The 22819-nt window shown below is 62.2% G+C and carries 26 protein-coding genes and 3 pseudogenes; 17 read left to right on the forward strand and 12 right to left on the reverse strand.

What is annotated here, in order from left to right; all coding sequences use genetic code 11:
- The first annotated feature begins 108 nt into the window (after positions 1–108).
- The 3 genes from NKH13_RS01470 to NKH13_RS01480 all read left to right on the forward strand — a co-directional run bounded on the left by NKH13_RS01470 (position 109) and on the right by NKH13_RS01480 (position 4100).
- On the forward strand, positions 109–1476 hold the full coding sequence (locus NKH13_RS01470) for a sugar ABC transporter permease (protein WP_352910052.1): 1368 nt from the start codon (positions 109–111) through the stop codon (positions 1474–1476).
- 77 nt (positions 1477–1553) lie between these two features.
- Positions 1554–2348 (forward strand): ATP-binding cassette domain-containing protein, encoded by a 795-nt coding sequence (locus NKH13_RS01475; protein WP_352910054.1) that lies wholly within the window; start codon positions 1554–1556, stop codon positions 2346–2348.
- A 129-nt stretch (positions 2349–2477) separates the two neighbouring features.
- Positions 2478–4100 (forward strand): CHASE domain-containing protein, encoded by a 1623-nt coding sequence (locus tag NKH13_RS01480; RefSeq protein ID WP_352714283.1) that lies wholly within the window; start codon positions 2478–2480, stop codon positions 4098–4100.
- 99 nt (positions 4101–4199) lie between these two features.
- On the opposite strand, the gene NKH13_RS01485 is transcribed toward NKH13_RS01480, so the two are convergent.
- The 6 genes from NKH13_RS01485 to NKH13_RS01510 all read right to left on the reverse strand — a co-directional run bounded on the left by NKH13_RS01485 (position 4200) and on the right by NKH13_RS01510 (position 7704).
- On the reverse strand, positions 4200–4445 hold the full coding sequence (locus NKH13_RS01485; protein WP_006328050.1) for a YMGG-like glycine zipper-containing protein: 246 nt from the start codon (positions 4443–4445) through the stop codon (positions 4200–4202).
- A gap of 82 nt (positions 4446–4527) precedes the next feature.
- Positions 4528–4854, reverse strand: coding sequence for a hypothetical protein (locus tag NKH13_RS01490; protein WP_352714281.1), 327 nt, complete (start codon positions 4852–4854; stop codon positions 4528–4530).
- A 113-nt stretch (positions 4855–4967) separates the two neighbouring features.
- On the reverse strand, positions 4968–5138 hold the full coding sequence (locus tag NKH13_RS01495; RefSeq protein ID WP_352468954.1) for a hypothetical protein: 171 nt from the start codon (positions 5136–5138) through the stop codon (positions 4968–4970).
- 139 nt (positions 5139–5277) lie between these two features.
- Positions 5278–6312, reverse strand: a complete 1035-nt coding sequence (locus tag NKH13_RS01500; RefSeq protein WP_352451150.1) for a sensor histidine kinase — start codon at positions 6310–6312, stop codon at positions 5278–5280.
- 191 nt (positions 6313–6503) lie between these two features.
- Positions 6504–6668, reverse strand: coding sequence for a DUF1328 domain-containing protein (locus NKH13_RS01505; RefSeq protein ID WP_023678541.1), 165 nt, complete (start codon positions 6666–6668; stop codon positions 6504–6506).
- A 241-nt stretch (positions 6669–6909) separates the two neighbouring features.
- Complete coding sequence (locus NKH13_RS01510; RefSeq protein ID WP_023678542.1) at positions 6910–7704, reverse strand: response regulator; 795 nt, start codon at positions 7702–7704, stop codon at positions 6910–6912.
- Between the two features lie 215 nt (positions 7705–7919).
- On the opposite strand from NKH13_RS01510, the gene NKH13_RS01515 reads away from it, so the two are divergent.
- Positions 7920–8123: a NepR family anti-sigma factor gene (locus NKH13_RS01515; protein WP_023720919.1), complete on the forward strand. Its 204-nt coding sequence runs from the start codon at positions 7920–7922 to the stop codon at positions 8121–8123.
- 3 nt (positions 8124–8126) lie between these two features.
- Complete coding sequence (locus tag NKH13_RS01520) at positions 8127–8678, forward strand: sigma-70 family RNA polymerase sigma factor (RefSeq protein WP_023678544.1); 552 nt, start codon at positions 8127–8129, stop codon at positions 8676–8678.
- Positions 8679–8708: 30 nt separating this feature from the next.
- On the opposite strand, the gene NKH13_RS01525 is transcribed toward NKH13_RS01520, so the two are convergent.
- A complete protein-coding gene (locus NKH13_RS01525; protein ID WP_352714279.1) occupies positions 8709–9089 on the reverse strand; it encodes a response regulator in 381 nt (126 codons plus the stop codon).
- 227 nt (positions 9090–9316) lie between these two features.
- Here NKH13_RS01525 and NKH13_RS01530 point away from each other — a divergent pair, with 227 nt between their 5' ends.
- Both NKH13_RS01530 and NKH13_RS01535 read left to right on the forward strand, forming a co-directional pair.
- Positions 9317–9643, forward strand: a complete 327-nt coding sequence (locus NKH13_RS01530; protein ID WP_023678546.1) for an ElaB/YgaM/YqjD family protein — start codon at positions 9317–9319, stop codon at positions 9641–9643.
- 10 nt (positions 9644–9653) lie between these two features.
- Positions 9654–10133, forward strand: coding sequence for a hypothetical protein (locus tag NKH13_RS01535; protein WP_352910059.1), 480 nt, complete (start codon positions 9654–9656; stop codon positions 10131–10133).
- A 56-nt stretch (positions 10134–10189) separates the two neighbouring features.
- Here the strand turns inward: NKH13_RS01535 and NKH13_RS01540 are convergent, their stop codons facing one another.
- Positions 10190–11716, reverse strand: coding sequence for a sensor histidine kinase (locus NKH13_RS01540; protein WP_352714277.1), 1527 nt, complete (start codon positions 11714–11716; stop codon positions 10190–10192).
- A 146-nt stretch (positions 11717–11862) separates the two neighbouring features.
- Between NKH13_RS01540 and NKH13_RS01545 the strand changes: the two genes are divergently transcribed.
- The gene (locus tag NKH13_RS01545) at positions 11863–12036 is read left to right on the forward strand and encodes a hypothetical protein (RefSeq protein WP_352468959.1); all 174 of its coding nucleotides are present in this window, start codon (positions 11863–11865) and stop codon (positions 12034–12036) included.
- Between the two features lie 59 nt (positions 12037–12095).
- Here NKH13_RS01545 and NKH13_RS01550 read toward each other — a convergent pair whose 3' ends face one another.
- A complete protein-coding gene (locus tag NKH13_RS01550; protein WP_352714276.1) occupies positions 12096–13016 on the reverse strand; it encodes a diacylglycerol/lipid kinase family protein in 921 nt (306 codons plus the stop codon).
- Between the two features lie 251 nt (positions 13017–13267).
- On the opposite strand from NKH13_RS01550, the gene NKH13_RS01555 reads away from it, so the two are divergent.
- Complete coding sequence (locus NKH13_RS01555; protein ID WP_352910062.1) at positions 13268–14614, forward strand: PRC-barrel domain-containing protein; 1347 nt, start codon at positions 13268–13270, stop codon at positions 14612–14614.
- A gap of 52 nt (positions 14615–14666) precedes the next feature.
- Here the strand turns inward: NKH13_RS01555 and NKH13_RS01560 are convergent.
- Positions 14667–16245 (reverse strand): annotated as a pseudogene (locus NKH13_RS01560) (alkaline phosphatase family protein).
- 223 nt (positions 16246–16468) lie between these two features.
- Here NKH13_RS01560 and NKH13_RS01565 point away from each other — a divergent pair.
- From NKH13_RS01565 to NKH13_RS01580, 4 genes are all read left to right on the forward strand, one after another.
- Positions 16469–17401 (forward strand): VOC family protein, encoded by a 933-nt coding sequence (locus NKH13_RS01565; protein WP_292659191.1) that lies wholly within the window; start codon positions 16469–16471, stop codon positions 17399–17401.
- Positions 17402–17411: 10 nt separating this feature from the next.
- The gene (locus NKH13_RS01570) at positions 17412–18047 is read left to right on the forward strand and encodes an alpha/beta hydrolase (protein ID WP_352910066.1); all 636 of its coding nucleotides are present in this window, start codon (positions 17412–17414) and stop codon (positions 18045–18047) included.
- Complete coding sequence (locus NKH13_RS01575; protein ID WP_254816591.1) at positions 18040–18339, forward strand: GNAT family N-acetyltransferase; 300 nt, start codon at positions 18040–18042, stop codon at positions 18337–18339. The genes NKH13_RS01570 and NKH13_RS01575 overlap by 8 nt, the downstream gene beginning before the upstream one ends.
- Before the next feature lie 188 nt (positions 18340–18527).
- Complete coding sequence (locus NKH13_RS01580; RefSeq protein WP_352469348.1) at positions 18528–19586, forward strand: dipeptidase; 1059 nt, start codon at positions 18528–18530, stop codon at positions 19584–19586.
- A 151-nt stretch (positions 19587–19737) separates the two neighbouring features.
- On the opposite strand, the gene NKH13_RS01585 is transcribed toward NKH13_RS01580, so the two are convergent.
- A complete protein-coding gene (locus NKH13_RS01585) occupies positions 19738–19995 on the reverse strand; it encodes a hypothetical protein (RefSeq protein ID WP_352910069.1) in 258 nt (85 codons plus the stop codon).
- Positions 19992–20126, reverse strand: a pseudogene (locus NKH13_RS01590) (aminomethyl transferase family protein); the annotation flags it as partial. The gene NKH13_RS01585 and the pseudogene NKH13_RS01590, both read right to left, overlap by 4 nt.
- Before the next feature lie 221 nt (positions 20127–20347).
- On the opposite strand from NKH13_RS01590, the gene betI reads away from it, so the two are divergent.
- From betI to NKH13_RS01610, 4 genes and pseudogenes are all read left to right on the forward strand, one after another.
- Positions 20348–21043: a transcriptional regulator BetI gene (betI, locus tag NKH13_RS01595; protein WP_352714584.1), complete on the forward strand. Its 696-nt coding sequence runs from the start codon at positions 20348–20350 to the stop codon at positions 21041–21043.
- A gap of 26 nt (positions 21044–21069) precedes the next feature.
- Positions 21070–21252, forward strand: coding sequence for a hypothetical protein (locus NKH13_RS01600; protein ID WP_352910071.1), 183 nt, complete (start codon positions 21070–21072; stop codon positions 21250–21252).
- Complete coding sequence (locus tag NKH13_RS01605) at positions 21252–22553, forward strand: flavin monoamine oxidase family protein (RefSeq protein WP_352910074.1); 1302 nt, start codon at positions 21252–21254, stop codon at positions 22551–22553. Before NKH13_RS01600 ends, NKH13_RS01605 begins: the two co-directional genes overlap by 1 nt.
- Before the next feature lie 27 nt (positions 22554–22580).
- A pseudogene (locus NKH13_RS01610) lies at positions 22581–22742 on the forward strand (aspartate aminotransferase family protein); the annotation flags it as partial.
- Between the last annotated feature and the right edge of the window lie 77 nt (positions 22743–22819).

The following is a 22819-nucleotide window of genomic DNA, read 5'->3' on the forward strand; positions in this document are numbered from 1 at the left end:
GCTCGCCGCGGCGTTTTTTCAACAAGAGTTGTTTTTCCGCTTCCGGCGGATAACTTCTAGGCTGCTTCCGGCATCCGCGGCAGACGGCAACCCGGCGGGAGAAACATAATGACCGACACGACTTCCAACACGCCGGTCGACAGCTCGACCGCAGACCGGGCGCGGGAATCCGAGCTCGGCATCGTTGCCCGATTTCTCAAGGCAACCGAACTCGACACGCGCATGCTCGGCATGGTCGGCGCGCTGCTGGTCATCTGGGTCGGCCTGCATGTCGTTTCTAGCGTACGGCTCGGCGTCAATCCGTTCGAGTTCGACAGCCGGACCTTCCTGACGCCACGCAATCTCTGGAACCTGTCGGTGCAGACTTCCGCCGTGGCCATAATGGCCGCCGGAATGGTGCTGGTTATCGTCATGCGCAATATCGACCTGTCGGTCGGCTCCGCCGAAGGCCTGATCGGCGTGGTCATGGGCTTTGCGCAGGTGCATTTCCTGGTGCGAATGGTCGGTCTGCAATTAGGCAACCCCTGGATCTGGATCGTGGCGCTGGCCATCGGCCTGGCGCTTGGCCTTCTGATCGGAGCGTTCCAGGGATACATCATCGCTTATCTCGAGGTGCCGGCCTTCATCGTGACGCTGGGCGGCCTTCTGGTCTGGCGGGGTGCCGCATGGTGGGTCGCCAGTGGGCAGACGATTGCGCCGCTTGATGCCACTTTCCAGCTGATGGGCGGCGGACCGGCGGGTTCGATCGGCGCGCGATGGAGCTGGATCGTCGGAATTGTCGCATGCCTTGCGGTTGTGTTCATGCTGCTCAACGGGCGGGTGCAGCGCAAGCGGTTCCGCTTCCCGTTACGCCCGATCTGGGCCGAGACGTTCCTCGGGGCCGTCACTTGCCTTGTCATCATGGGCGCCATATGGCTCGCCAATTCCTATCCTTGGCCGGTCGGCATCGTGAACAGATATGCGGCGGCCAACAATATAACCGTTCCCGAAGGCGGGTTGTTCATCGCCCATGGCATCGCCATACCCGTGCTGATGGCTGTAGCCGTAGGGCTGATCATGACCTTCATCGCCAAGCGTACCCGTTTCGGCCGCTATGTCTTCGCCATCGGCGGCAATCCGGAAGCAGCCAACCTTGCCGGTATCAACACGCGCTGGGTGACCATGAAGGTGTTCATGATCATGGGCGTGCTGGCGACGATCGCCGCAGCGATCTCGTCAGCCAGGCAGAACTCGTCGACCAATGCGCTGGGCACGCTGGACGAGCTCCTGGTTATCGCGGCGGCGGTGATCGGCGGCACGTCGCTCGCCGGCGGCTCCGGCACCGTGCTCGGCGCCATGCTCGGCGCGCTTTTGATGCAGTCGCTGCAATCCGGCATGGTGCTACTCGGCATCGATTCGCCGCTGCAGAGCATTGTTGTCGGCGCCGTGCTGGTGGTCGCGGTGTGGCTCGATACCGTCTATCGCAAACGGGTCTGAGCATGATCCCGCAAGGTGGAAACCGGCTTTCGGACAAGATCATGCTCAAGCAGGATCTATAGGGAGGAAGAACAAGCATGGCAGACAAGACCGCTCCCACGCCGCTGATCGACATGCGCAACATTTCGATCGCCTTCGGCGGCATTCGCGCCGTCGACGATGCCTCGGTCGATCTTTTCCCGGGCGAGGTGATGGCTTTGCTCGGCCATAACGGTGCCGGCAAATCGACGTTGATAAAAATCCTGTCCGGCGCCTACAAGCGCGATGCGGGCCAGATTTTCGTCAACGGCGAGGAGGCTTCGATCTCCAACCCCCGCGACGCCAAGAAGTACGGCATCGAGACGATCTACCAGACGCTGGCGCTGGCCGACAATGTCGATGCGGCCGCCAACCTGTTTCTCGGCCGCGAGTTGATGACCGCCTGGGGTACGCTCGACGACGTCGCCATGGAGGCTGAGGCGCGCAAGGTGATGGGTAGGCTTAATCCGCGTTTCCAACGCTTCAAGGAGCCGGTGGTAAAGCTCTCGGGGGGCCAGCGGCAGTCGGTTGCGATCGCCCGCGCCATCCTGTTCAACGCCCGCATCCTGATCATGGACGAGCCGACGGCGGCACTCGGGCCGCAGGAGACGGCACAGGTCGGCGAACTGGTCAGGCAGCTCAAGGCCGACGGCATCGGCATCTTCCTGATCAGCCACGACATCCATGACGTGTTCGAGCTTGCCGACCGTGTCTGCGTCATGAAGAACGGTCGGGTTGTCGGCACGGCACGCACGACCGACGTCACCCAGGACGAAGTGCTCGGCATGATCATCCTCGGCAAGTGCCCACCCGGCGCCATTCCGGGGCCGGGCGCCCTGAAGATCGCCGCATGAATGAGAATTAGCCGGCTAATCACAAGCCGCCAAAATATGCCAGCCGTCACCATGCTTTGGCCTCGCCATTGTGTTGGCGTCGGGACTTGCCCATAAAGATGCCGAACCGTCCACGGGACGTATCAGCAATTGAAGAAGCTTTTTCCGACCGTCGCTTTTATCGCCGTCGCGCTGATCAGCCTGACGATGGCGGGTTTTGCCTATTTTGCCACCCAGGAGGCGGCCCGCATAAAATTCGAGGCGACGGCCGACGACGCGCTTAACCGGATTGAAAGCCGCATCGACCTGGACCTGTCGCTGCTGCGCTCAACCCGGGCGCTGTTCGACGCGCGCAATGGCGGTATCTCGCAAGGCGAGTTCAAGGCTTTCTTCAAAGCGCTCGACATCGACAATAATTTCGCTGGCCTGCGCGGCATCGGCTTCCTCCGCCTGGCGAAGACGGGAAACGAGGCGGCGGTCGAGCGCGATATCCTGCACGATCACGGCGCAAGCCATCCGATCTATCCCGACACGAACTTGCCGTGGCGTACGCCCATCGTGCTGTTCGAACCGCTGGATCCGTCCAATAAATCCAGCATCGGCTACGACATGTTTGCCGGGCCGGTGCAGCGCGAGGCGATCGAAAAGGCGATGGCCGACGACCAGCAGCATGCCAGCGGGCTCGTGCAGCTCGGCAAGGATACGGGTGCCGCGCAGACCTTTGCCGGGTTCCTCGTCTTCGTCCGGCTCAATGTGGAAACCGCGCCGGACGCCGTAAACGCGTCGAGATCCTCGACTGCCGGCTTCCTTTATGCGGCCTTCCGCGCCCGTGACCTGTTCCAGGCTGCGCTCAGCCGGGCACCATTGCTGCCGGTCAACACCGAGATCTATGACGGCACGGTGGACAGCGACAACCTGCTGTTCCAGTCGGAAACGCCGCCTGTTTCGAGCCTCGGCGACAGGCTGCTGGTCACCCGCAAGATCACGGTCGCCGGCCGGCAGTGGGTCGTCCTGTTCAGGCCGACAAGTGCTTTCTCGCAACCTTCCTCGCGCGCCATCCCGGTGATGCTCGGATTGTTCGGGCTGCTGCTTGCCGGCGCCATTGCGCTGGTGGCCCGCTACCAGGAGCGGGCCTATGAGGCGGTCTCGCTGCTTCACGAAACGACCGAAAAGAGCCTGCTGGAAAAAGACCTGATGCTGCAGGAGATGAAGCATCGCATCAAGAACTCGATCACGCGGGTGCTGGCAATCGCGCGCCAGACAGCATCGCACACCGCCGACGTCCAGGAATTCTCGACGTCTTTCTCGGCCCGGCTGCAGGCGATGGCGGCTTCCCAGGACATGTTGACGCGCTCACGCTGGCAGAAAGCCGATCTCGGCGACCTGCTGCGCATCGAGCTTGGCCAGGTGTTCGGCAGCGAGCTTCCTGAAGGGCTGTTGTCGGGACCGGAGGTTCTTCTCGACGAAAAGACGACGCAGGCACTCGGCCTCGTCTTTCATGAACTGGCGACGAATGCGCTGAAGCATGGCGAGGCCGGCAATTCAGTCGGTGCGCTGAAGGTCGACTGGTCGCTCGAAGGCCGCGGCGGCGCCCGGACATTGGCTCTCAACTGGCGTGAGGCCGGTCAGAAGAAGCTCGAGACACCGGCAAAGAGCGGTTTTGGCACCAGACTGATCGATCTCAATGTCACACGCGAATTGCGTGGCACAATCAGGCGCGATTTTCGCGAAGATGGCTTGAACGTCGAAATCAAGGTTCCGCTGCCGGCCTGAAACGCCGCCTCATGACCCGCGTCGCAACAGCGCCTTAAAAGGGCAAACGCGGAGACAGGTGGCCCGTCTCCGCGTTTGCTGTTCGCCTGGAGCTCGAAACTAGTTGCAGCGAGCTGTGTAGATCCGGCCGTGACGATCTCTGTACTGGCAGTAGCCATTTTGCAGACGGCGAACGAGCAGACCGCCAATCGCACCAGCGCCGGCGCCGATCAAAGCGCCCTTGCCGCCGCCGACAGCGCCGCCAATGAGCGCGCCGCCCACAGTGCCGATACCCACGTTCTCTTCCGTGGTGGTGCAGCCGCTGACCGCAACCACGGCAACCATGGCAATAATCATCTTCCGCATGGAGTCATCCTCACTTTTGTCCTCACTTTAATAAGCTCCAGCCGCCATTTAGCATGAAAGTACGGCCTTTGCCCGCACGATTTCATTGTTGATTAAGATAGTCTTTTTCGGGGCGTGCGCCGTTCGATGCTACCACGAACCCGGAAATCTCCAAGGACGCATCGAGCGTGCCGTCGGGACGCACGTTCCAGATGATGCTGTCATAGTCGTCCTCGAGCGCAGGATCGACGGCAAGGCATCTGGCGACGACATATTGGGCTTGGCCCTGCAGGTCGATGACCGCGAATGGGCGCGCGGTCATGCACTCGGCAGTGGTTTCGAAAACGCTTACCGGCGCCGGCAATTCACGGCACGCGGTCATGGCATTCGAACAGCCGACAACCAGCAGCAAGGCGGCAATGTGCTCCATGGCGGGACCCTCTCGCCATGGAAACGGCCAAAATCCCTCAAAGTTCCTGTGACGACAGAGCGATCAAGCAGACGTGAGCAGCGGAAGCCGGCGGCGGACCTTGGCGAGCTCGATCAGATCAGCTGGGACGCGGCGGTCAGGACGATAGCGGCCATAAGCGCGACGGCGGCGAAGCGGAGGGGCGATGCACGAGGCGCGGGCGCTGCGGACGCGTCGGGATCCTGAAAACCGCTCATCGAGACGCGAGCGGCGTGTTCCAGTCTGTTCAAGTCGGCAGCCGTCAAGGCCCATTCCTTTCATATTGTGCCAAACTCAATCGATGTCCGGTGGATCGGCACGTTCGGACAGGATCGGACCTTATGGTGAACAGTCGGTTAAGGTTGGCGATGCGTAGCAAGCCTTCTCGCGCCGACCGCCGTTCGTTCAATCCGTCTCGAAATTGCCGTGAGGAACGACAAGGCGGTATTCGAGGCGGTTCCCGGTGATCTCAAGTGTCGCCGTTCCATTCAAAGAAGTGGGCACGACGCGTTCAAGCGCGACGCTGCCAAAACGCTTCTCGCTACGTTGATTGTCGTTGGCTCCGATCACTTCGGCCCATGTCAGCGACAGCGCAGGCTCGCCAGCGGAAGCTGCCGTCAGATCGGCCGTCACCTCGACGAAACCGTCGCTGCGCGACAGTGCGCCATAGCTGACCGAATTGACGGCGAGCTCATGCATGGCCAAGCCGATGTGCAAGGCGGCATTGGGGTTGAGATATGGATTTGCGCCGCGGAAGCGTAGGCTGTGCAAGGGGTCCGCGCCGTACCTGCCGACCTGACCGGAAACCAGCTCGCGCAGCGCCGCTCCCCGCCAATTGGATGACGTAACCAGGTCCTGCGAGGAGGCCAGCGACTGCAATCGGCCCCGGAAACGCGTCAGGAAATCGTCAATGCTGCCGGAATAACGGCCCGTCTGGGTGGCGATGCTCTGGATGATGGCCAAAAGGTTCTTGGAGCGATGACTGACTTCGCGCAGCAGCGCCTTCAACGTCTGCTCCCGGCGTTTCTGCTCGGTTGTTTCGACCATGGTGGTCACGACGCCCTGCACCGCGCCGGTCTCGCTGCGGTCGGCGTCTATCCACACCTGAAACCAGCGGGCGCCGTCATCGGCCGGCACGCTGAGTTCGAGATGTTGAGGATTGCCGGAGACGATGACGTCGTGCTTAGCGGCGCCGATACGCTCCGCCTGCGCCGGCGGCAAGATGCCGTTGTTGTCGGAGGCATCGGAAGTCCATGGGGCGCGCATGTTGCGCGCCCACACCGTCTTCATTTCGCGATCCTGGTATAGGACGGAAATCCCGGCATTGTGCAGTGCATGGAGAAGTGCCCGGCCAAGCTGCATTCCGCTTTCGGCGGGATGCAAAGCGATGATCTCATCACTCTGGCCGCGGTCTTTCATTTTTCCGACTCTGGAACGCATCGGTCAATTTGCTCAACCCATGTCGGGCTGAACGGCTCGCGGAAAAATGGGTTCCAAAAGGAGGAGCTTCGTATCAAGCCTTAAAAAGCGGTCCGCCGAGCGGCATCCCGTTAGAGGACACTGCCCGGCGGTGGCTGGAAACCGTTTGAGGGGTGCGGCTTCCAGTGTTCGCTTGAATGGCCGCTTGGCATTCACGCTCGTCTGATCAGGCCGGCAATAAGCGATATGATCAGGAAGGCGAGAAAGATGAAGAACAATATCTGCGCTATACCGGCCGAGGTGCCAGCGATACCGCCGAAACCAAGCGCACCGGCGATGATCGCCACGACGAGAAATACGAGCGCCCAGTAAAGCATGATCCATCTCCTTCCAATGCTGCGGTGAAAACGTGATTCGCCTCCGTTTGTTCCACCATTTTCCGAAAAAGACGATGCTGAAAATCGTTATGGCCCGAATTGCTGCGGTGTGTGCGAAAAGGTCCTCGTCAGGTTCGGCAGCAGTTGGCTGTCGTGTGTTAAGCCGGCGTCACGCCCCCATCCGGTCCAAGGGGAGTGGCTATCCCACACCCTGGCGGCCGCAACTCGGCCGCTAGCTGTTTTATGCTGCGGCTTTCGCGTGCCGGTCAAAGAACAGGGCCTGGCTGATAAGAGCCTTGACCATATCCGGATTGAACGGCTTGGTGACGAGGAAAGCCGGTTCCGGCCGCTCGCCGGTGAGCAGGCGCTCGGGAAAGGCGGTGATGAAGATCACCGGCACCGAGGTCGACGATAGGATCTCATTGACGGCCGCGATGCCCGAACTGCCGTCGGCAAGCTGAATATCGGCAAGCACCATCTTTGGCCTCGCCTTGCCGAACATCGCCACCGCCTCGGCGTGGGTGCGCGCCGTTCCGACGACGCGGTGGCCGAGGCTTTCGACCATTTCTTCGATATCCATGGCGATCAGCGGCTCATCCTCGATGATCAGCACGTCGGTTGCCACCTGACGGGAGATCTCGTTGCTCGCCTGCGCGAGAAGTTCGGAGAATTCCTGTTCGTCGACGTCGAGAATCTCCGCCGCCTCGTCTTCGCTGAAGCCTTCGACCGCGACCAGCAGAAAGGCTTGGCGGGGACGAGGCGCAATTGCATTCAGATTGGCTGCGGCGCGCTGTTCCCATGCCGACTGGGCATGCTCCTGCGGAACGCGAATGGCCACTGAGGTGAAGAGCTTGGCAAAGACCTTGTAGAGCGCGATGCGGTCGTTCGATGCGTCCGGAAAGATGTCGACATCGGCAATGATGGCCTCGAGCATTGCGGCGACCAGCGCGTCGCCGCTCTCCTGCGATCCGGATACGGCGCGCGAGAAGCGGCGCAGGAACGGCAGGTGCGGAGCGATGGTTGCTGATAGGCTCATATCGGACGTCTCCCTCATATGACGTGATTGCATGTTATAGCTAAAAACGGCTCGCAACCCCAAAGTTAGAAACGCGGGTTGTGCGAAAAAGTTCCGGTCATGCGGAACTAAGTATGCGGGCTGGCGTTTAGGGCGGGGTTGGGCAACCAGACGAGGCTGCCGCTTGCCTTGCGTTATGTGTTGAAGGGCGGCTTAAGGCTGGGACAAAGGGCGAAATGAAGAACATGACGAAAGCTACCACGGCTGGCGTTGGCAACGGGCGCCGGGCTGCTTCCCGCGACCCGCTTGGGCCGAACTCGGAAATCGGCCGCAAACTCAAACAATACTACGACGAGCTGGTCTCCGACAATGTGCCGGATCGCTTCGCCCAACTGCTCAGCCAGTTGGAAAAGGCCGAACCTGTGCAAAAGAAGGACTGAGGCATGGCGGCCGTCTCCCAGGGCTTCAAGACCGACTTGCTCGGCTCGATCCCGAGCCTGCGGGCTTTTGCCGTGTCGCTGACGCAAAACGCCGACAAGGCCGACGACCTGGTGCAGGAAACGTTGGTCAAGGCCTGGGACAAGCATGAAAGCTTCCAGCCCGGCACCAATCTGAAGGCATGGCTGTTCACGATCTTGCGCAACGAATTCTATTCGCAGATGCGCAAGCGCGGCCGCGAGGTGCAGGACAGCGATGGCGTCATGACGGCCAGGCTTGCCGTTCATCCGGCCCAGCACGGCCAGCTTGACCTCGAAGACTTTCGCGGCGCGCTCGAGTTGCTGCCCGAAGACCAGCGCGAAGCCATTATCCTCATCGGCGCATCGGGCTTTTCCTACGAGGAAGCGGCCGAGATCTGCGGTTGCGCCGTCGGAACGATCAAGAGCCGCGTCAGCCGCGCCCGCACTCGGCTGCAGGAAATCCTGAAGATCTCCGGTGAAGACGAGTATGGCCCGGACGCAATTTCGGCTCAGGTAACCGGGTCGACGGCTGCGTGAAGCGTGGCCGTGTTCGAACCGCTCCGCGCCTCAGCGGAGAGGCGTTCGCCTGCGGGCCGCCGCCACTGCTTCGACGAGATCGTCTCCCGAATAGGGCTTGGTGACCAGTCTGACGCCGGGAAAGGATTTCTTGATCTCGTCGGTATCCGAATAGCCCGAGGCGAAGACGAACGGGATGCCCGCTTCACGCAGCCGCGAAGCAAATTGGAGCGTCGAAACGCCGCTCAGCATGAGGTCGACGATGGCCACATCGAACTGCGCGGCAACGTCTTGCTGTTCGATCTCAGTCAGATCACGGGCGATGACCACATCGAGCGCGCCGTAGTCGCGGCAAAGCTGCTCGATATCCATGGCAATCAGGAACTCATCTTCCAGGATAAGAATCCGCAAACCGTCAAGTGATGCGCGCACGCAGCAATATCTCCTTGAATGCGTCTCTAACGTGAAACGGGGGAAGTCATGATCGTTATTTGGCATGCTGTCATTTAAAAAAGACGTGCCGGCGCGGATGCGTCGGCCTCGGCCCGTGCAAGGCATTTGCAACGCGCGCTGCCGGAGATAGGGTTAGAAGAGGTTCGTGCCGGAACCTTGGGGTCTGTCGAGCGTTTCGACCGAGCAAAAGCATGGAGAGTGAAGCAATGGCGACTGCCGCAGGAAAGGCCGCGAACGAAGCCCGCACGAATTCCGATATTGAGGCCGACATCGCACAACTGAAGGCCGACATCGACCAACTTACCAAGCTGTTGGCCAAAACTGGCGAACATGGCTACGGGGCAGCACGGCGAGCCGCGGCCGAAAGCGTCGAGCAGTTGCGAACCCAGGGCGAGGCAGCCTTCGACAGCCTGCGCAGCAACGCCAGGGACATCGAGGCGCAGATGATAGCGCATATGCGCGAAAAACCGGTGACTTCGCTGGCGATCGCCGCAGGCGTCGGATTCCTCTTCGCGCTTCTCGCTCGCCGCTAGTTCTGCACGCATGGGAATGCTTGCATCGCTGATCTCGGGCCTCGCCTCGGGCGAAACCATTGCGGCGGTGCAACGCGCGCGCGTCGCTGCGATTGTCTATTCGGTCGCAGCGCTCGCGGCGCTGTGCGGCCTCGGCTTCCTGGTCGGGGCGGCCTATATCTGGACGGCGGCCCGCTATGGGCCGATGGCAGCCTCCCTGAGCTTCGGGATCGGCTTTCTGGCAATCGCCGGTCTCATCCTGCTCGTCTACCGGATGTCGGCTGGCTCGCGCGCCAGACGCCGGGCGAAGCGACGCAACGCCGACATGAAGGCTATCGGCATCACTGCGGCACTCGCCGTGCTGCCGGCGCTGCTCAAGGGCAAAGGTGGCCCGGGAAAGGCTGGACTGAGCGCGATTCTCGGCCCGGCGATAGCACTCGCTGCTTACGCCATCTACCGCGAGAACGTGAAGCGCGGCTCCGATGATCCGGATACCGGCAAACGGGAATAGTTCGGAGGGGATAGTTCGGGGCAAACGATTCTGGCGCCGGTCGCAAAATGTTGGCGTCACAAATCTTCGAGCGGAATCGATATTTCGGCGACCACGCCGTCCGGCCGGAATTCATGGGTCACCTCGCTGGAAATGACCTTGGCCAGGCTGCGGCGGATCAGGATCGAGCCGAAGCCATGGCGTTCGGGCGGCGCAACCCGCGGGCCGCCGCTTTCGCGCCAGGCCAGCAACAGACGCCGTGCACCCTTCCTGCCTTGTACCCTCCAATCGAGATCGACCTTTCCGGAAGAAACCGAGAGCGACCCGTATTGCAGTGCGTTGCTTGCCAGTTCATGCAGGATCAGCCCTAGCCCGACTGCCTGGTCGGGTGAGAGCAGGACATCGGCGCCGGAGATCGCCATCCGCGATTGTCCGGCGGCTTGGAACGGCTTTAGCTCGATCTCCACCAGCTCGCGGATGCCGATGCCGCGCCACTCGCGGTCCGACAGCAGGCTGTGCGCAACGCCCAGTGCCTGCAGCCTGGCGCTGAAGGCTTGGAGGAATTCGCTTGGCTGGCGGGCATGGCGAACGGTCTGCGTCGCCAGCGCCTGTACGGTTGCCAAAGTGTTCTTGACGCGGTGGTTGAGCTCGCGCAGCAACAGCCGTTGACGTTCGTCGCCAAGTTTGCGTTCGGTAATGTCGTAGTTGACGCCGAAGATCAGCGTCGGCTTGCCCTCGCCGTCGCGTTCTATGACGCGGCCGCGCGTTGCGATCCATCGTGGCGGATCGAGGCCTTTGACACGGTATTCGCCAAAATAGTCGTCGCTGCCGGTCAGCGCGTCGCGAAAGCGTGTTTCGGTCTGGTGAACGTCGCGCAGGTCGATGGCGGTCAGGATGTCGCGCGCCCTCAGCCTGTTCGACTTGGGCAGGTTGAACAATTCGGACAGCAGGACATCGCAGTCGATCATGTCGCTGCGGATATCCCATGCCCAGCTGGCAAGCGAAGCCGCGTCAAGCGCGATAGCGCGCCGCTTTTCCTCTCGAACCAGTGCGGCCTCGGCAATCGCCGCGCTGCGGGTTGCATCCTTCAGCGTGAACAGGCTGGCGGCGAGGCCAGCCAGCGCCGACAGCTGGTCGAGCTGGACAGAAGAGGGACGTGCGTGCGACTTCCGGTCGAGCACGCACAGCGTGCCGATCAGCGCGCCGTCGACGACGATCGGCACGCCTGCGTAAAAGCGGATATGATGCTCGCCGGTGACCAGCGGATTGGCTTTGAACCGCGGATCCGCCGCCGCGTCGGCCACCACCATCGGCACGTCGCCGGCTGCGATGGTATAGGCGCAGAACGATGTCTCGGTTGCGATTTCGGTCTCGTCGAGACCGATACAGGACTTGAACCACTGCCGCTCGGCATCGACCAGCGTGATCAGTGCGACAGGCGTTTGCATCGCCGAAGCGGCAAGACCACCGATACGATCGAAATCAGGATCGGCAGCCCTGTCCAGCGCGTCGAGGCCGTGCAGCACGGCAAGGCGGTCCGCGGCGCCCACCACACGGCGAATATCGGCCGGCAGGCCCGGCGTTTTCTGGCTATTGTCGTCCACTATGCCCCCAGTGGCCGGCCCCGCTGATTGATCAGGCCAATCGGCCCGTTTGTCGCCTTGCCGAGCCGGAACTTTCGCGGCGGGGGACCGTTACCAGCCAACGCCCCGCTAGTTACGCCTGCCGGCGCCAAATATGGAGCCAGACAATGCCAAAAATCATTCCTGAAAACAAAGCCCGTCAAGGGCGGCGGGGTCGGCATGTCCTTCGTATCCTGATCGCCGCGCTGTTGCTGGCTTTTATCGCCTGGGGCGTCGCCGAAATCTACGGCTGGATGATCGAGACGCCGAAGACCGAGCAGGGCAACACGCCCAGCGGCTAGATTCTCTCCATCGCTCGTGTCAGCTCGCATTACGCAACCCCACATCACGCTACCCCACGTCAGGCAACCTTTGCCTCGGCGGCGCGCGCCGGGACGAGAACATTCAGCGCGCGCGGATGGATTTCGACGGTCGTCTCGCGATCGAGCTTTACCAGTTCGCCGTCCATGACGGCCTGAACTTTCCTGTTCGTCGAATGGATTTTCAAAACGGCGCGGTTTGCCTGATGGATTTCGACATGCTCGTTGCCGCGCCATTTCCCACGGGCGACGTCAAAGAGGAACCTGATCAATTCGCCGCGCCGCCGTGCCACGGTGACATAGATGCCCAGCACGCCGCCTGCCGGATTATCGGCATAGGGCAGGTGGCCCTCGCCGAACAGATTGTTGGTGATGCCGATACCGGTGATCCGGGTTCTGATCTCGGCCTCACCGATCGTCAGCGTTACTTTCATCGCCGGTGGATTGTTGATCGTTGCCCAAGCGGCTCGCACCGAGGCACGCATCTTCCCCAGCCGCGAGCCGAATTCCATCTTCTGGCGCAGTTGCACCATCCTGGCGTGCATGCCGATCGAGAATTGATGCACGAAAGGCCGGCCGTTGGCTGTTGCAATGTCAATCGCCATCACCTCGCCGTCCGCAAACGATTTCAGTGCCGCATCGAGGGTCTGCGGAATACCGAGGCCGCGCGCAAAAAGGTTCATTGTGCCAGCCGGCAGAATTGCCAGCGCCTTCTCCCCATTCATCAAACGGGCTGCCGCGGCCGAAATAGTGCCGTCGCCGCCGCCCGCCAGCACGACGTCGATGCCGCGCCTGGAAGCTATGCCGTCCAGCGTGGCGACGATATCCTTGCCGGCGACGATTTCGATATCGATCGAGTGGCCGGCAGTCTCAAGCGTGCCGCGCATCCGGCTGGCGAAGGCCTCAAGATCGATGGTGCGCAGGGTGCCCCCGTCCTTGTTCAGCACCGCTGCAAACCGCATGGCCGTTCCATTTTCCAGCACCTATCGGGCCGGGACGGGGCCCAGCCGGGAGTGGAACGGGGCGGCCGAGAAAATGTTCCGTTCGACCAGCGCGGCGAATCCGAGAACCATTGACATCGCACGGGGTGCACCACGGCTTTTTTCGGAACAACAGTGTGGTCACAACGTTGTGAACATGCAGAAGACGCTGCGCCCGCAGTGACGCCAGGCGGGCAGGGCGTGCACGAAATCACCGACGAGGAGACACTAAGATGATCCGCACCCTTTTAACCACGACAGCAGTCGCAACATTGATTGCGACGGGTGCATTTGCGCAATCGGCGACGACCCCGGCGCCGGCGCAACCACCCGCCGCCCAGGATACCGCTCCGGCGATACGTGCCGAGGGCAGCCTTGCCACCAACATCATCGGCGAATCCGTCTATAATGGCACCGGCGACGATGCCCAGAATATCGGCAAGGTCAGCGACGTCGTCTTCGACGAGCGCGGCGAGGTAAAATCCGTCGTCATCGGCGTCGGCGGTTTTCTTGGCATAGGAACCAAGAACGTCACTTTCGACTACAGCAAGATGCAATGGGCCGAAAGAAATGGCGACCGTTGGCTGATAGCGCAAACGACGAAGGATGAGTTGACGGCCCAGCCGGATTTCGACCGGACTCCTTACGATCCACCTCCGCCACCAGCTTCGGCCGATAATGCGGCGCCTGCCGCCCCTTCCACCAGCGCGCAAAATACAACCCCTGCGCCTGCCGCGCCGGCTGAGCCAGTGAAGCGCGCCGAAGGCAATCTCGCCACCAATATCATCGGCGAGACCGTCTACAACGGCACCGGCGACGACGCCCAAAACATCGGTGACGTGAACGACATCGTCATCAACAAGGAAGCCAAGGCGCAATCGCTGATCATCGGTGTCGGCGGCTTCCTCGGCATCGGCGAAAAAAACGTCGCCTATGATTTTGACAAGGCGCAATGGGCCGAAAGGAACGGCGATCGCTGGCTGGTCGCGCAAACGACCAAAGAAGAGCTGCAGGCGCAGCCGGACTTCGACCGCAAGCCCTATGATCCGGCCCCGGCAACCACTGCGTCGAATGATGCCGCGGCTACTGCGCCCGCCACCGTCACGCCTACCGTGACGGCCAGCAACACCGCGACGACCAACAACACTGACCAAGCCAGCAAGACGGCTCAAAACGCTCCGGCAGCAGCGCCTCCGGCTAACTCGGCGGCCGACCAGACCAAGACCGGGTCGATCGACAAGTCGACGCTAACCGAAATGCCGATGGGCGAAATCCGGGCCGAGGATCTGGTTGGAACAACCGTTTACGGCGCCAACGATGTCAACGTCGGCGAAATTGGCGATATCGTGCTGGGCAGCGACAAGAAGGTCGACGCAGTCATCATCGACGTCGGCGGCTTCCTTGGCGTCGGCGAGAAGGAGGTGGCGGTCGGCATGGACAACCTGAAATTCATGACCGACAAGAACGGCAAGCGCTATCTCTACACGAACTTCACCAAGGAGCAGCTTGAGGCGCAGGCCCCCTATGACAAGGCCACCTATGCGCAAAGTCGCGACAAACAGCGCATGATCATGCGCTAAGCTGCACACAGGCCGACAGAGAAGCCCGCGCCGGCAACGGCGCGGGCTTTGCTTATCTCGAGGGAAAGCCGGCGACATGGCCGGCAACGCCATTGTCCGTCAATTCGGCGAGCGCCAGAGACTGGTCGAGATGCTCGGCCCGCCAGGCGAGCAACTTCTCGGCAAATTCCAACCGCGCCGGCAGATAGGCTGGGTCGTCAGCGACGTTGGTCAACTCGCCGGCTTTTTTTTCAAGGTCGAAGAGCAAGGGCGGCAGGCCGCCGCCGAAATGCACATATTTGAACTTTTGCGTGCGGATGACAGCGAAATTGCACTGACGCGGACCGATGCCGAAATACCGTTCGGCATCACCATCCGCGATCGAGCGGAAATCGAACTCCCAATGCGCCGTATCGCGCCAATTGTCCGGCTCCGTTGCGTCCAGGAAAGGCGCCAGCGAGCGGCCGTCGAGATGCGGCAGCACTTCGCCGCCAGTGAGCTCGAGCCCAGTGAGCTCGAGCAAGGTCGGCGCCAAATCCACCGCCTCGGTGAAGCGGTCGACGCTGCTGCCGGCAGCCTTGGGGCGGCGCGGATCGCGAATGATCAGCGGAATATGGAAGCTGCCGTCGAAGAAACCGCCCTTGCCCAGCATGAAATGATCGCCCATCATCTCGGCGTGGTCTGAGGTCAGCACGATGACGGTGTCGTCCCACGCATCGGCCGCCTTGACCGCTTGCCAGACACGGCCAAGCTGCGCGTCGACCTCCGAGATCATGCCGTAATAGAGCGCCCGGATGCGGCGAAAATTATCGTCGCCCCAGTCGCGCACCTTGCCCTCCGAGCCGGGACGGAATTTCGACCGTTCCTGCCGGTCAAGTTCATAGGCGAGATAAGGGTGGCTTGCTGCTTCGGCCTGCCAGCTTTCGGCGCGGTCAAAAGCTGGACCGATGGCCGGATCGTACATGGCGTTGTAAGGCGCCGGCACGATGAAGGGCGGGTGGGGGCTGATGAAGGAAAGATGCGCGAACCACGGCGTATCGCGCTCCTGCTCGCCGAGCCAGCGGATGAATTCGCCGGCCAGGAAGGCCGACGGCGTCTCGTCTTTCGAATAGATTGGCGGAGCGTTGCTGAATCCCGCCGTCGTTTTCCAGGATTTCGCCCACCGGGCGGTGGATGGCGGGGGAGCCGGCGCCGGCATCGACGCCGCGCGCCTTGAGCCATGACAGCCAGGGCTTCTGGTGCTCGGGCAGAAGCTGACGCACGGTGAAGCCGGGCAGCACGCCTTCATAGCTCTTCAGCTGCGGGTCGCCAGGCGCCAGCGTGCGCGGGTCGCGCGCCATGTCCGTATGACCGAAGAGCGTCGGATCATAGCCGAAGGCGCGCGCCCAGAGCGCTATGTTGCCGTGGCGGGCATCGAGCGGTGTGCCGTTGCGGCAGACACGATTGTTCATCTGGTAGAGGCCGGTGTAGAGGCAGGCGCGCGCCGGCGAGCAAGGTGCGGCGCCGCCATAGTGCTTCTGGAACAAAACGCCCTCGGTAGCCAGCGCGTCGGCATTCGGCGTCTTTACCACCTTGTGCCCAGCAGCGGACAGGCAGTCGCCGCGCCACTGGTCGCAGGTGATCAGGAGAATGTTGGGGCGTTTTCCACTCAACCGCGGTATCCTCACGCTGGCTACATGCGTCGCTCATGGAGCGCAATTTCGGCGAGTATGCAAGCCGGTCCAGTTTGCCGAATGGTGAACAAAACCTGCTTCGTCGTTCACTTTAACAGCACAGTCCATTCTGTGTTTGCCGCCTTTGCGGCCAGGAGGCGGATGCTCATATTTGCGTGGACAGCGGCAAGGGCCGCACCGGCACAAGGAAAGGAGCAGAAACATGCTCGACCAGGTCAAGGGCCTGCATCACGTCACCTCGATGGCCAGCGATGCGCGCCAGAACAATGAATTCTTCACCGGGACGCTCGGCCTGCGGCGGGTCAAGAAAACCGTCAATTTCGACGCACCCGATGTCTACCACCTCTATTACGGCGACGAGGTCGGCACGCCCGGCTCGGTGATGACCTATTTCCCGTTCCCGAACATTGGCAAAGGCCGCCATGGCGTCGGCGAAGTCGGTACCACCGCTTACTCGGTGCCCGAGGGCACGCTTGGCTATTGGGAGAAACGGTTTGCCGAGCAAGGTGTCACCGGGCTGTCCGGCGAGGAGACGTTCGGCGAGAAGCGTCTTGTCTTCGCCGGTCCCGACGGCGACGGGTTTGCACTGGTCGAGGACAGAGCGGACAGCCGTGCGCCATGGGCCAAGGGTGGCATTCCCACCGACGAGGCGATCCGCGGTTTTCACTCGGTGTCGCTCAGGCTGAAAGATGGCGGCGCCACCGAAGAGCTGCTGAAATTCATGGGTTATGAGGAGGTCGACAAGTCCGGCAACGTCAGGCGGCTGGCGGTGAAGAACGGCAACGGCGCCGACGTCGTCGATATCGAATCGCTGCCAGGGGCCGGCTTCGCCAATCTCGGCGCCGGCTCGGTCCACCATGTCGCTTTCGCCGTCGAGAACCGCGCCAAGCAGCTCGAAGTGCGCAAGGCGCTGCTCGATACAGGTTATCAGGTGACGCCGGTGATCGACCGCGATTATTTCTGGGCGATCTATTTCCGCACACCGGGCGGCGTGCTGTTCGAAGTCGCCACCAACGAGCCGGGCTTCGACCGCGACGAGGATACCGCCCATCTCGGCGAGGCGCTGAAACTGCCGTCGCAACACCAGCATTTGCGGCCCTATCTCGAGCAGCATCTGCAGAAACTGGAAGATTGAGGACAAGGTCATGAGCAAGGATTCGTATATTCACAAGGTGCTGCCCGGTTCGCCTGATGGCGCGTTGCTCTTCGTCTTTCATGGCACCGGCGGCGACGAGGCCCAGCTTCTGTCGCTTGGGCGCGATCTTGCGCCGCAAGCGACGATCGTCGCCCCGCGCGGCGATGTCTCGGAACAAGGCGCCGCACGCTTCTTCCGCCGGACCGGCGAGGGCGTTTACGACATGGGCGACCTCACGCGAGCGACGGACAAGATGGCCGGCTTCGTCAAGGCGCATGTCGAGGCGGCAAAGCCATCTTCGGTGCTCGGCCTCGGTTACTCCAACGGCGCCAACATCCTGGCCTCGGTGCTGTTTGCCGAGCCGTCGCTGTTCGACGCAACGGTGCTGATGCATCCGCTGATCCCGTTCGAGCCGGAGGTCAAGGGCAGCCTTGGCGGCAGCCGCATCCTGGTCACCGCCGGCAGGCGGGACCCGATCTGTCCGCCTGATTTGACGGCGCGGCTTGAAGCCTATTTGCGCGCCGATGGCGCCGATGTCACAGTCGAGTGGCATGACGGCGGCCATGAGGTGCGGCCAACCGAGATCGAGGCGGCGCGGCGGTTGTTCGCCCTTGCGCCGGATGAAAGGACCGCAAGCCATGTCTGACCTATTGCCGGAGATCGAGCTGGAGGACCGCGGCTCGAAGGGCCGCTACTTCCTGCGTGGGCCGGGCGGCGCCGAGGCGGAGATGACCTTCACCAAGATCGGTGAGCACCAGATCATCATCGACCATACCGAAGTGCCGGATGCATTTCGCGGCCAGGGCGCGGGGCTTCGCCTGGTCACCCGTGCCGTCGAGGATGCACGTGCGGCGGGCAAGACGATCATCCCGCTTTGCCCGTTCGCCAATGCTCAATTCCGCCGCCATCCGGAATGGGCGGACGTGCTGAAGCGGTAAGAGGCAGCCCCCTCGATGAATGACAGGAGAAAGGGTGCGCGGCTTTACCGCGTGCCCCTTCGGCCATTGGCGGCGTACAAACACAAGGCAAACATACGGGATTTGCGCAGAGCGCCCGTCTTGCCTAAGTATTGCCAACAAACCGGCTCGCCGTCTGCGGTCCGACCACTTCAACCGAATGGCCCTCCATGACCGAATCCGATCTCGTTCCCGTCTTCGACGGCCACAACGACACGCTGCTCAGGCTCTACCAGTCGAAGGATGCGGACGTCGAAAAGCTGTTCGTCGAGGGGACGCCGGGTGGCCATATCGACCTGCCACGCGCGAAGAAAGGCGGATTTGCCGGCGGCATGTTCGCGATCTTCCCGCCGCCTGTCGAGAAATCCAAACGCGGCGCCGTGCCGCTGGCACCGAGCGACAGCGAGCCCTTGCCGCCCGAGGTTCCTCGCGCCGATGCGCTCAACTCCACCGTAGCGATGGCCTCGATCCTGTTCAGGCTGGAGCGGGCTTCGGCGCTTACCGTCTGCCGCAGCGCCGGCGATGTGAGGAAGGCGATGGCGCAAGGCTCGATTGCGGCGGTGTTCCATATCGAAGGGGTCGAGGCGATCGACCCTGAGCTCACCTTGCTCGACGTTCTCCACGCAGCCGGCTTGCGCTCGCTCGGCATCGTCTGGAGCCGTCCCAATGCCTTCGGCCACGGCGTGCCGTTCCGCTTCCCGTCGTCGCCCGATACAGGGCCGGGGCTGACCGATGCCGGCAAGGCGCTGGTGAAAGCCTGCAACCAGCTGAAGATCATGATCGATCTTTCGCATCTCAACGAAAAAGGTTTCCGCGACGTCGTCGAGATCAGCGACGCACCGCTGGTCGCGACCCATTCCAACGTGCACGCGATCTGCGGCCATTCGCGCAATCTCACCGAATGGCAGCTCGGCGCGATCCGCGACTCCGGCGGCATGGTCGGGCTGAACTTCGCCACCGGGTTCCTACGAGAGGACGGCAGGATGAACGCCGACACCAGCCTCGACATCATGATGCGCCATGTCGATTCGCTGCTGCAGGCGCTGGGCGAAGACGGCGTCGGCCTAGGCTCGGATTTCGACGGCGCCATGATCCCGGCCGTGATAGGCGACGTTGCCGGCCTGCCAAGACTGCTCGACGCGTTCGCGGCACGCGGCTTCGGGCGCGCGCTGATCGAGAAGATCGCCTATCGCAACTGGCTCGGCATGCTGGAAAAGACCATCGGCTAAGCCTGTCGATATTCAGGTGAGGCCGGCCTGCAAACGATGGCTTCCTGCGCTTCCGGTGCTCACGTACTTAAGTACGCTCCGCCCCGGTTCTCGGAAACCATCGTTTTCGACTCGGCCTGACCTGAATCTCAACAGGCCTAGGCGGGAATTACTAGGCGCCCATGCGCTTCAGCCAGTCCTGGCCGACGCCGCGGTCGCGGATGATCGGCAGCGGATCGGTGGAATCCAGCCGCGCACAGATGCGGTAGACTTCCAGCGTTTCGGCGTCCATCTCGCCGCGCTTGTAGAAGAACATGGCCGCGGCATAGCGGGTTCGGCCCGACCATTTTTCGCCGAGCGGCATGTTGACCAGCTGCCACTGCTCGGCGGCTTCGGCATCGATTTCGCGACTGTAAGTGTCGTCAGTCATCTCTTAAAATCCGCGGGCGGATTGGCGGTGCGGCGGTCGAGCCTGACGAACGGCCGCGGCACCAGTTTGGCACGCTTCAACAGCTGGTGATACCGCAGCTCGCGCCTGGCATAGATCTCGACCCAAAGGTCCGCTGCAGGCGGGGGCGCCGATCTGGTCCACGCATCGCCGGGATCGCCACCTTTTGCCAACGGTGCCTTCGACATCGTTTTCTCCAAGGATGCCTATCTCGACGAGAACATTCGAACCCGAGCAGCCCTGCAGAAGGTGCTTGACAGTGGCGAGCACCATCCCACTGATCTTCGCGGCCGAAGCCGGTCGGCTAGCCGGCGATGCTGGAGACCATCACCCGATGAAGACAACAGAGGCGCGCGAAGCCCTCCTCGAACCGGCGCGAAAAAGCGATTCCGAAAAGCGCGGCCGCAAGGCGTCGAAAGAGACAAGGCAGCTTCAACTGATCGAAGCGACAATCGATTCATTGGCCAAGCGCGGCTATTCGGAAACGACTATGGCCGACGTCGCCGACGGCGCCGGCTTGTCGCGCGGCATCGTCAATTTCCATTTCGAGAGCAAGGAGAAGCTGCTCGTTGCCACTTTGCAATACATGTATGACGAGTATTCTGCGCATTGGCGCAGCGCCTTGCAAAAGGCCGGCGATGATCCCGCCCGCCAGTTGCAGGCATTGGTCGCGGCCGATTTCGACCGCTCGATCTGCAACAAGCGCAAGCTGGCTGCCTGGTGTGCCTTCTGGGGCGAGGCCAAATCGCGGCCGAAATATCAGGCGCTGAGCAGCGCACGCGATGCCGTCTACCAGAACATCTTCATCGATCTTTGCGCGGCGCTCAAGCAGAGCGGCTTCTATGCCTATGAACCACAAGTCATGGCGCTGGCGCTCAGCGCCATGCTGGATGGTCTGTGGCTGCGTTTGATGATGGGCACCGAAGACACCACACGCGAGACGGCACTGCAGGCCGCGAACGAGTTCCTGTCCGCGGCATTCCCCAAGCACTATCCGAAATCTGCAGCCAGCGGTGCCAAGCCGGCGTGAAACAATCAAAAGAGGATGGAACAGCAATGAAGACATTGACGCGACCTCTGAGAGCGCTGGTGGCTTCGGCTGCGGCGCTGGGGCCGGACAAGGACCTCGTTTTGTTTGACCAGTCCCGTTACGAGGACCCCGGTTCCCATCCTCAGCCGGTGGCGCCTGAGCTCAAGCAGCGGTGGGTCGCGGAATTCGAGAAGATCAAGGCCGGCTGATGAAGTCCACGATCGAACGAGCCGATGTGGCCATCCTCGGCGCCGGCTTCACCGGTTTGTCGGCAGCGCTTGAGCTGAAGAAGGCTGGCGTCGATTTCGTGGTGCTCGAAGCCCGCGACCGTGTCGGCGGACGCGTCGAAGCCGTGCAGAACGGGCTCGGCGAGCGGATCGACAGCGGCGGCCAGTTCCTGTGCGAAGACATGCCGGAATTGATGGCGCTGGTGCGAGCGCGCCGCAAGACATTGGTCGAGACCCATGTCGCAGGCGAATTCGTCACGCAGCCGCGAATGAGCGAGGCGCAAGCCGGGCGCACTTACGGCACCGCGATGCGAATACGCGAGCGGATGAATGCGATCGCACCGAACGACCCGGCCATTGCCGGCTTGACGGTCGCGGCATGGCTCGATCGCCAGGCCGATCCCGACGATGCCAAGGCCGCCTTTCGGTCGATGATCGAGGGCCTGTGGTGCCTGGCAATGGAAAGGCTGCCGCTGTGGTACCTGATCGACAATGATCGACGCGTCACCAACGAGGTGTCGGAGCTGCAGTATTTCGTGCGCGAAACCATGCATTCGCTGGCGGATGATCTTGCGCGGGATCTCGGCGATCGACTGCGGCTGAATACAGCTGTCGAGGCCATTGAGGACGGGCCGGGAGGGGTTCGCGTCGTTTCGCCTGCCGGCGCGATCGAGGCACGAGCGGTACTGGTCGCCGTACCGCCGATGATGGCCTCGAGAGTGGATTTCGTGCCGCCGCTGCCGGCTGTGCTGAAGAGAGCCCTCGGCGTCTGGCAAAGCGGCGCGGTGATCAAAATGCTGGTGCGCTATCCCAAGGCTTTCTGGCGCGACAGGGGCTTGAGCGGCATGGTGATGTGGCGCGATCCGCACGGGCTCTTTGCCTGCGATGCAAGCAGGGACGAGGATCATGCAGCACTTGTCGTCTTCATCGGCGGGCCGCTGGCGCAGCGCTGGCGGGATCTGGACGACGCAGCGTTACGCGCAAAGGTGACATCAAAGCTGGAAGAGGCGCTCGGTATCGAGGCGGCCGGCATTATCGATCTCAGCTATCGCGACTGGACCGGGGATCGCTGGAGCGGCGGCGGTTACAGCGATCTGATCGTCGATGCGACGGCAACTGATGCCGAACGCATTATCCGTGCTGGCGCGTCGCCGATCCATTTCGCCTCGTCGGAGCTGTCGCCATCATTTCCGGGCTACGTCGAGGGCGCCATCGTCGCCGGCCGCATTGCTGCGCTAGAAATTATTCAGTCGGCCATCGCCATCAGAGCCTCAGGGTCATAAGCGAGGCGGATCGAGCTGCCGACCGGAATCGACGCGCATTGCGACGAGCTCAGCCTGCTGGTCAGGCCGCTGATCAACATGTGCGTAATGTCGCCGCCGCTGATCATCACGCGCGAGCAGATCGACGACATGGTGTCGATCTTGCGCGAAGGCATTTCGCGCACGATGGACGATCTGCGCCGGGAAGGGGGTCTGGGAGGAATAGGCGTTTATCGCCGGCGGCCTTGTCGACGTCTTGCCTTTGCTGGCGGCGGCCGTGGCGTCCA

It is taken from the genome of Mesorhizobium sp. M1348, assembly GCF_040317925.1.
Lineage (GTDB): Bacteria > Pseudomonadota > Alphaproteobacteria > Rhizobiales > Rhizobiaceae > Mesorhizobium.

Excerpts from the sequence above, each read along its gene's own strand:
- NKH13_RS01470 (WP_352910052.1), top strand. The coding sequence starts at position 109 with ATGACCGACACGACTTCCAACACGCCGGTCGACAGCTCGACCGCAGAC.
- NKH13_RS01475 (WP_352910054.1), top strand. The coding sequence starts at position 1,554 with ATGGCAGACAAGACCGCTCCCACGCCGCTGATCGACATGCGCAACATT.
- NKH13_RS01485 (WP_006328050.1), bottom strand. The coding sequence starts at position 4,445 with ATGCGGAAGATGATTATTGCCATGGTTGCCGTGGTTGCGGTCAGCGGC.
- NKH13_RS01490 (WP_352714281.1), bottom strand. The coding sequence starts at position 4,854 with ATGGAGCACATTGCCGCCTTGCTGCTGGTTGTCGGCTGTTCGAATGCC.
- NKH13_RS01500 (WP_352451150.1), bottom strand. The coding sequence starts at position 6,312 with ATGCGTTCCAGAGTCGGAAAAATGAAAGACCGCGGCCAGAGTGATGAG.
- NKH13_RS01505 (WP_023678541.1), bottom strand. The coding sequence starts at position 6,668 with ATGCTTTACTGGGCGCTCGTATTTCTCGTCGTGGCGATCATCGCCGGT.
- NKH13_RS01510 (WP_023678542.1), bottom strand. The coding sequence starts at position 7,704 with ATGAGCCTATCAGCAACCATCGCTCCGCACCTGCCGTTCCTGCGCCGC.
- NKH13_RS01515 (WP_023720919.1), top strand. The coding sequence starts at position 7,920 with ATGAAGAACATGACGAAAGCTACCACGGCTGGCGTTGGCAACGGGCGC.
- NKH13_RS01520 (WP_023678544.1), top strand. The coding sequence starts at position 8,127 with ATGGCGGCCGTCTCCCAGGGCTTCAAGACCGACTTGCTCGGCTCGATC.
- NKH13_RS01530 (WP_023678546.1), top strand. The coding sequence starts at position 9,317 with ATGGCGACTGCCGCAGGAAAGGCCGCGAACGAAGCCCGCACGAATTCC.
- NKH13_RS01535 (WP_352910059.1), top strand. The coding sequence starts at position 9,654 with ATGGGAATGCTTGCATCGCTGATCTCGGGCCTCGCCTCGGGCGAAACC.
- NKH13_RS01545 (WP_352468959.1), top strand. The coding sequence starts at position 11,863 with ATGCCAAAAATCATTCCTGAAAACAAAGCCCGTCAAGGGCGGCGGGGT.
- NKH13_RS01550 (WP_352714276.1), bottom strand. The coding sequence starts at position 13,016 with ATGCGGTTTGCAGCGGTGCTGAACAAGGACGGGGGCACCCTGCGCACC.
- NKH13_RS01555 (WP_352910062.1), top strand. The coding sequence starts at position 13,268 with ATGATCCGCACCCTTTTAACCACGACAGCAGTCGCAACATTGATTGCG.
- NKH13_RS01565 (WP_292659191.1), top strand. The coding sequence starts at position 16,469 with ATGCTCGACCAGGTCAAGGGCCTGCATCACGTCACCTCGATGGCCAGC.
- NKH13_RS01570 (WP_352910066.1), top strand. The coding sequence starts at position 17,412 with ATGAGCAAGGATTCGTATATTCACAAGGTGCTGCCCGGTTCGCCTGAT.
- NKH13_RS01575 (WP_254816591.1), top strand. The coding sequence starts at position 18,040 with ATGTCTGACCTATTGCCGGAGATCGAGCTGGAGGACCGCGGCTCGAAG.
- NKH13_RS01580 (WP_352469348.1), top strand. The coding sequence starts at position 18,528 with ATGACCGAATCCGATCTCGTTCCCGTCTTCGACGGCCACAACGACACG.
- NKH13_RS01585 (WP_352910069.1), bottom strand. The coding sequence starts at position 19,995 with ATGACTGACGACACTTACAGTCGCGAAATCGATGCCGAAGCCGCCGAG.
- betI (WP_352714584.1), top strand. The coding sequence starts at position 20,348 with ATGAAGACAACAGAGGCGCGCGAAGCCCTCCTCGAACCGGCGCGAAAA.
- NKH13_RS01600 (WP_352910071.1), top strand. The coding sequence starts at position 21,070 with ATGAAGACATTGACGCGACCTCTGAGAGCGCTGGTGGCTTCGGCTGCG.
- NKH13_RS01605 (WP_352910074.1), top strand. The coding sequence starts at position 21,252 with ATGAAGTCCACGATCGAACGAGCCGATGTGGCCATCCTCGGCGCCGGC.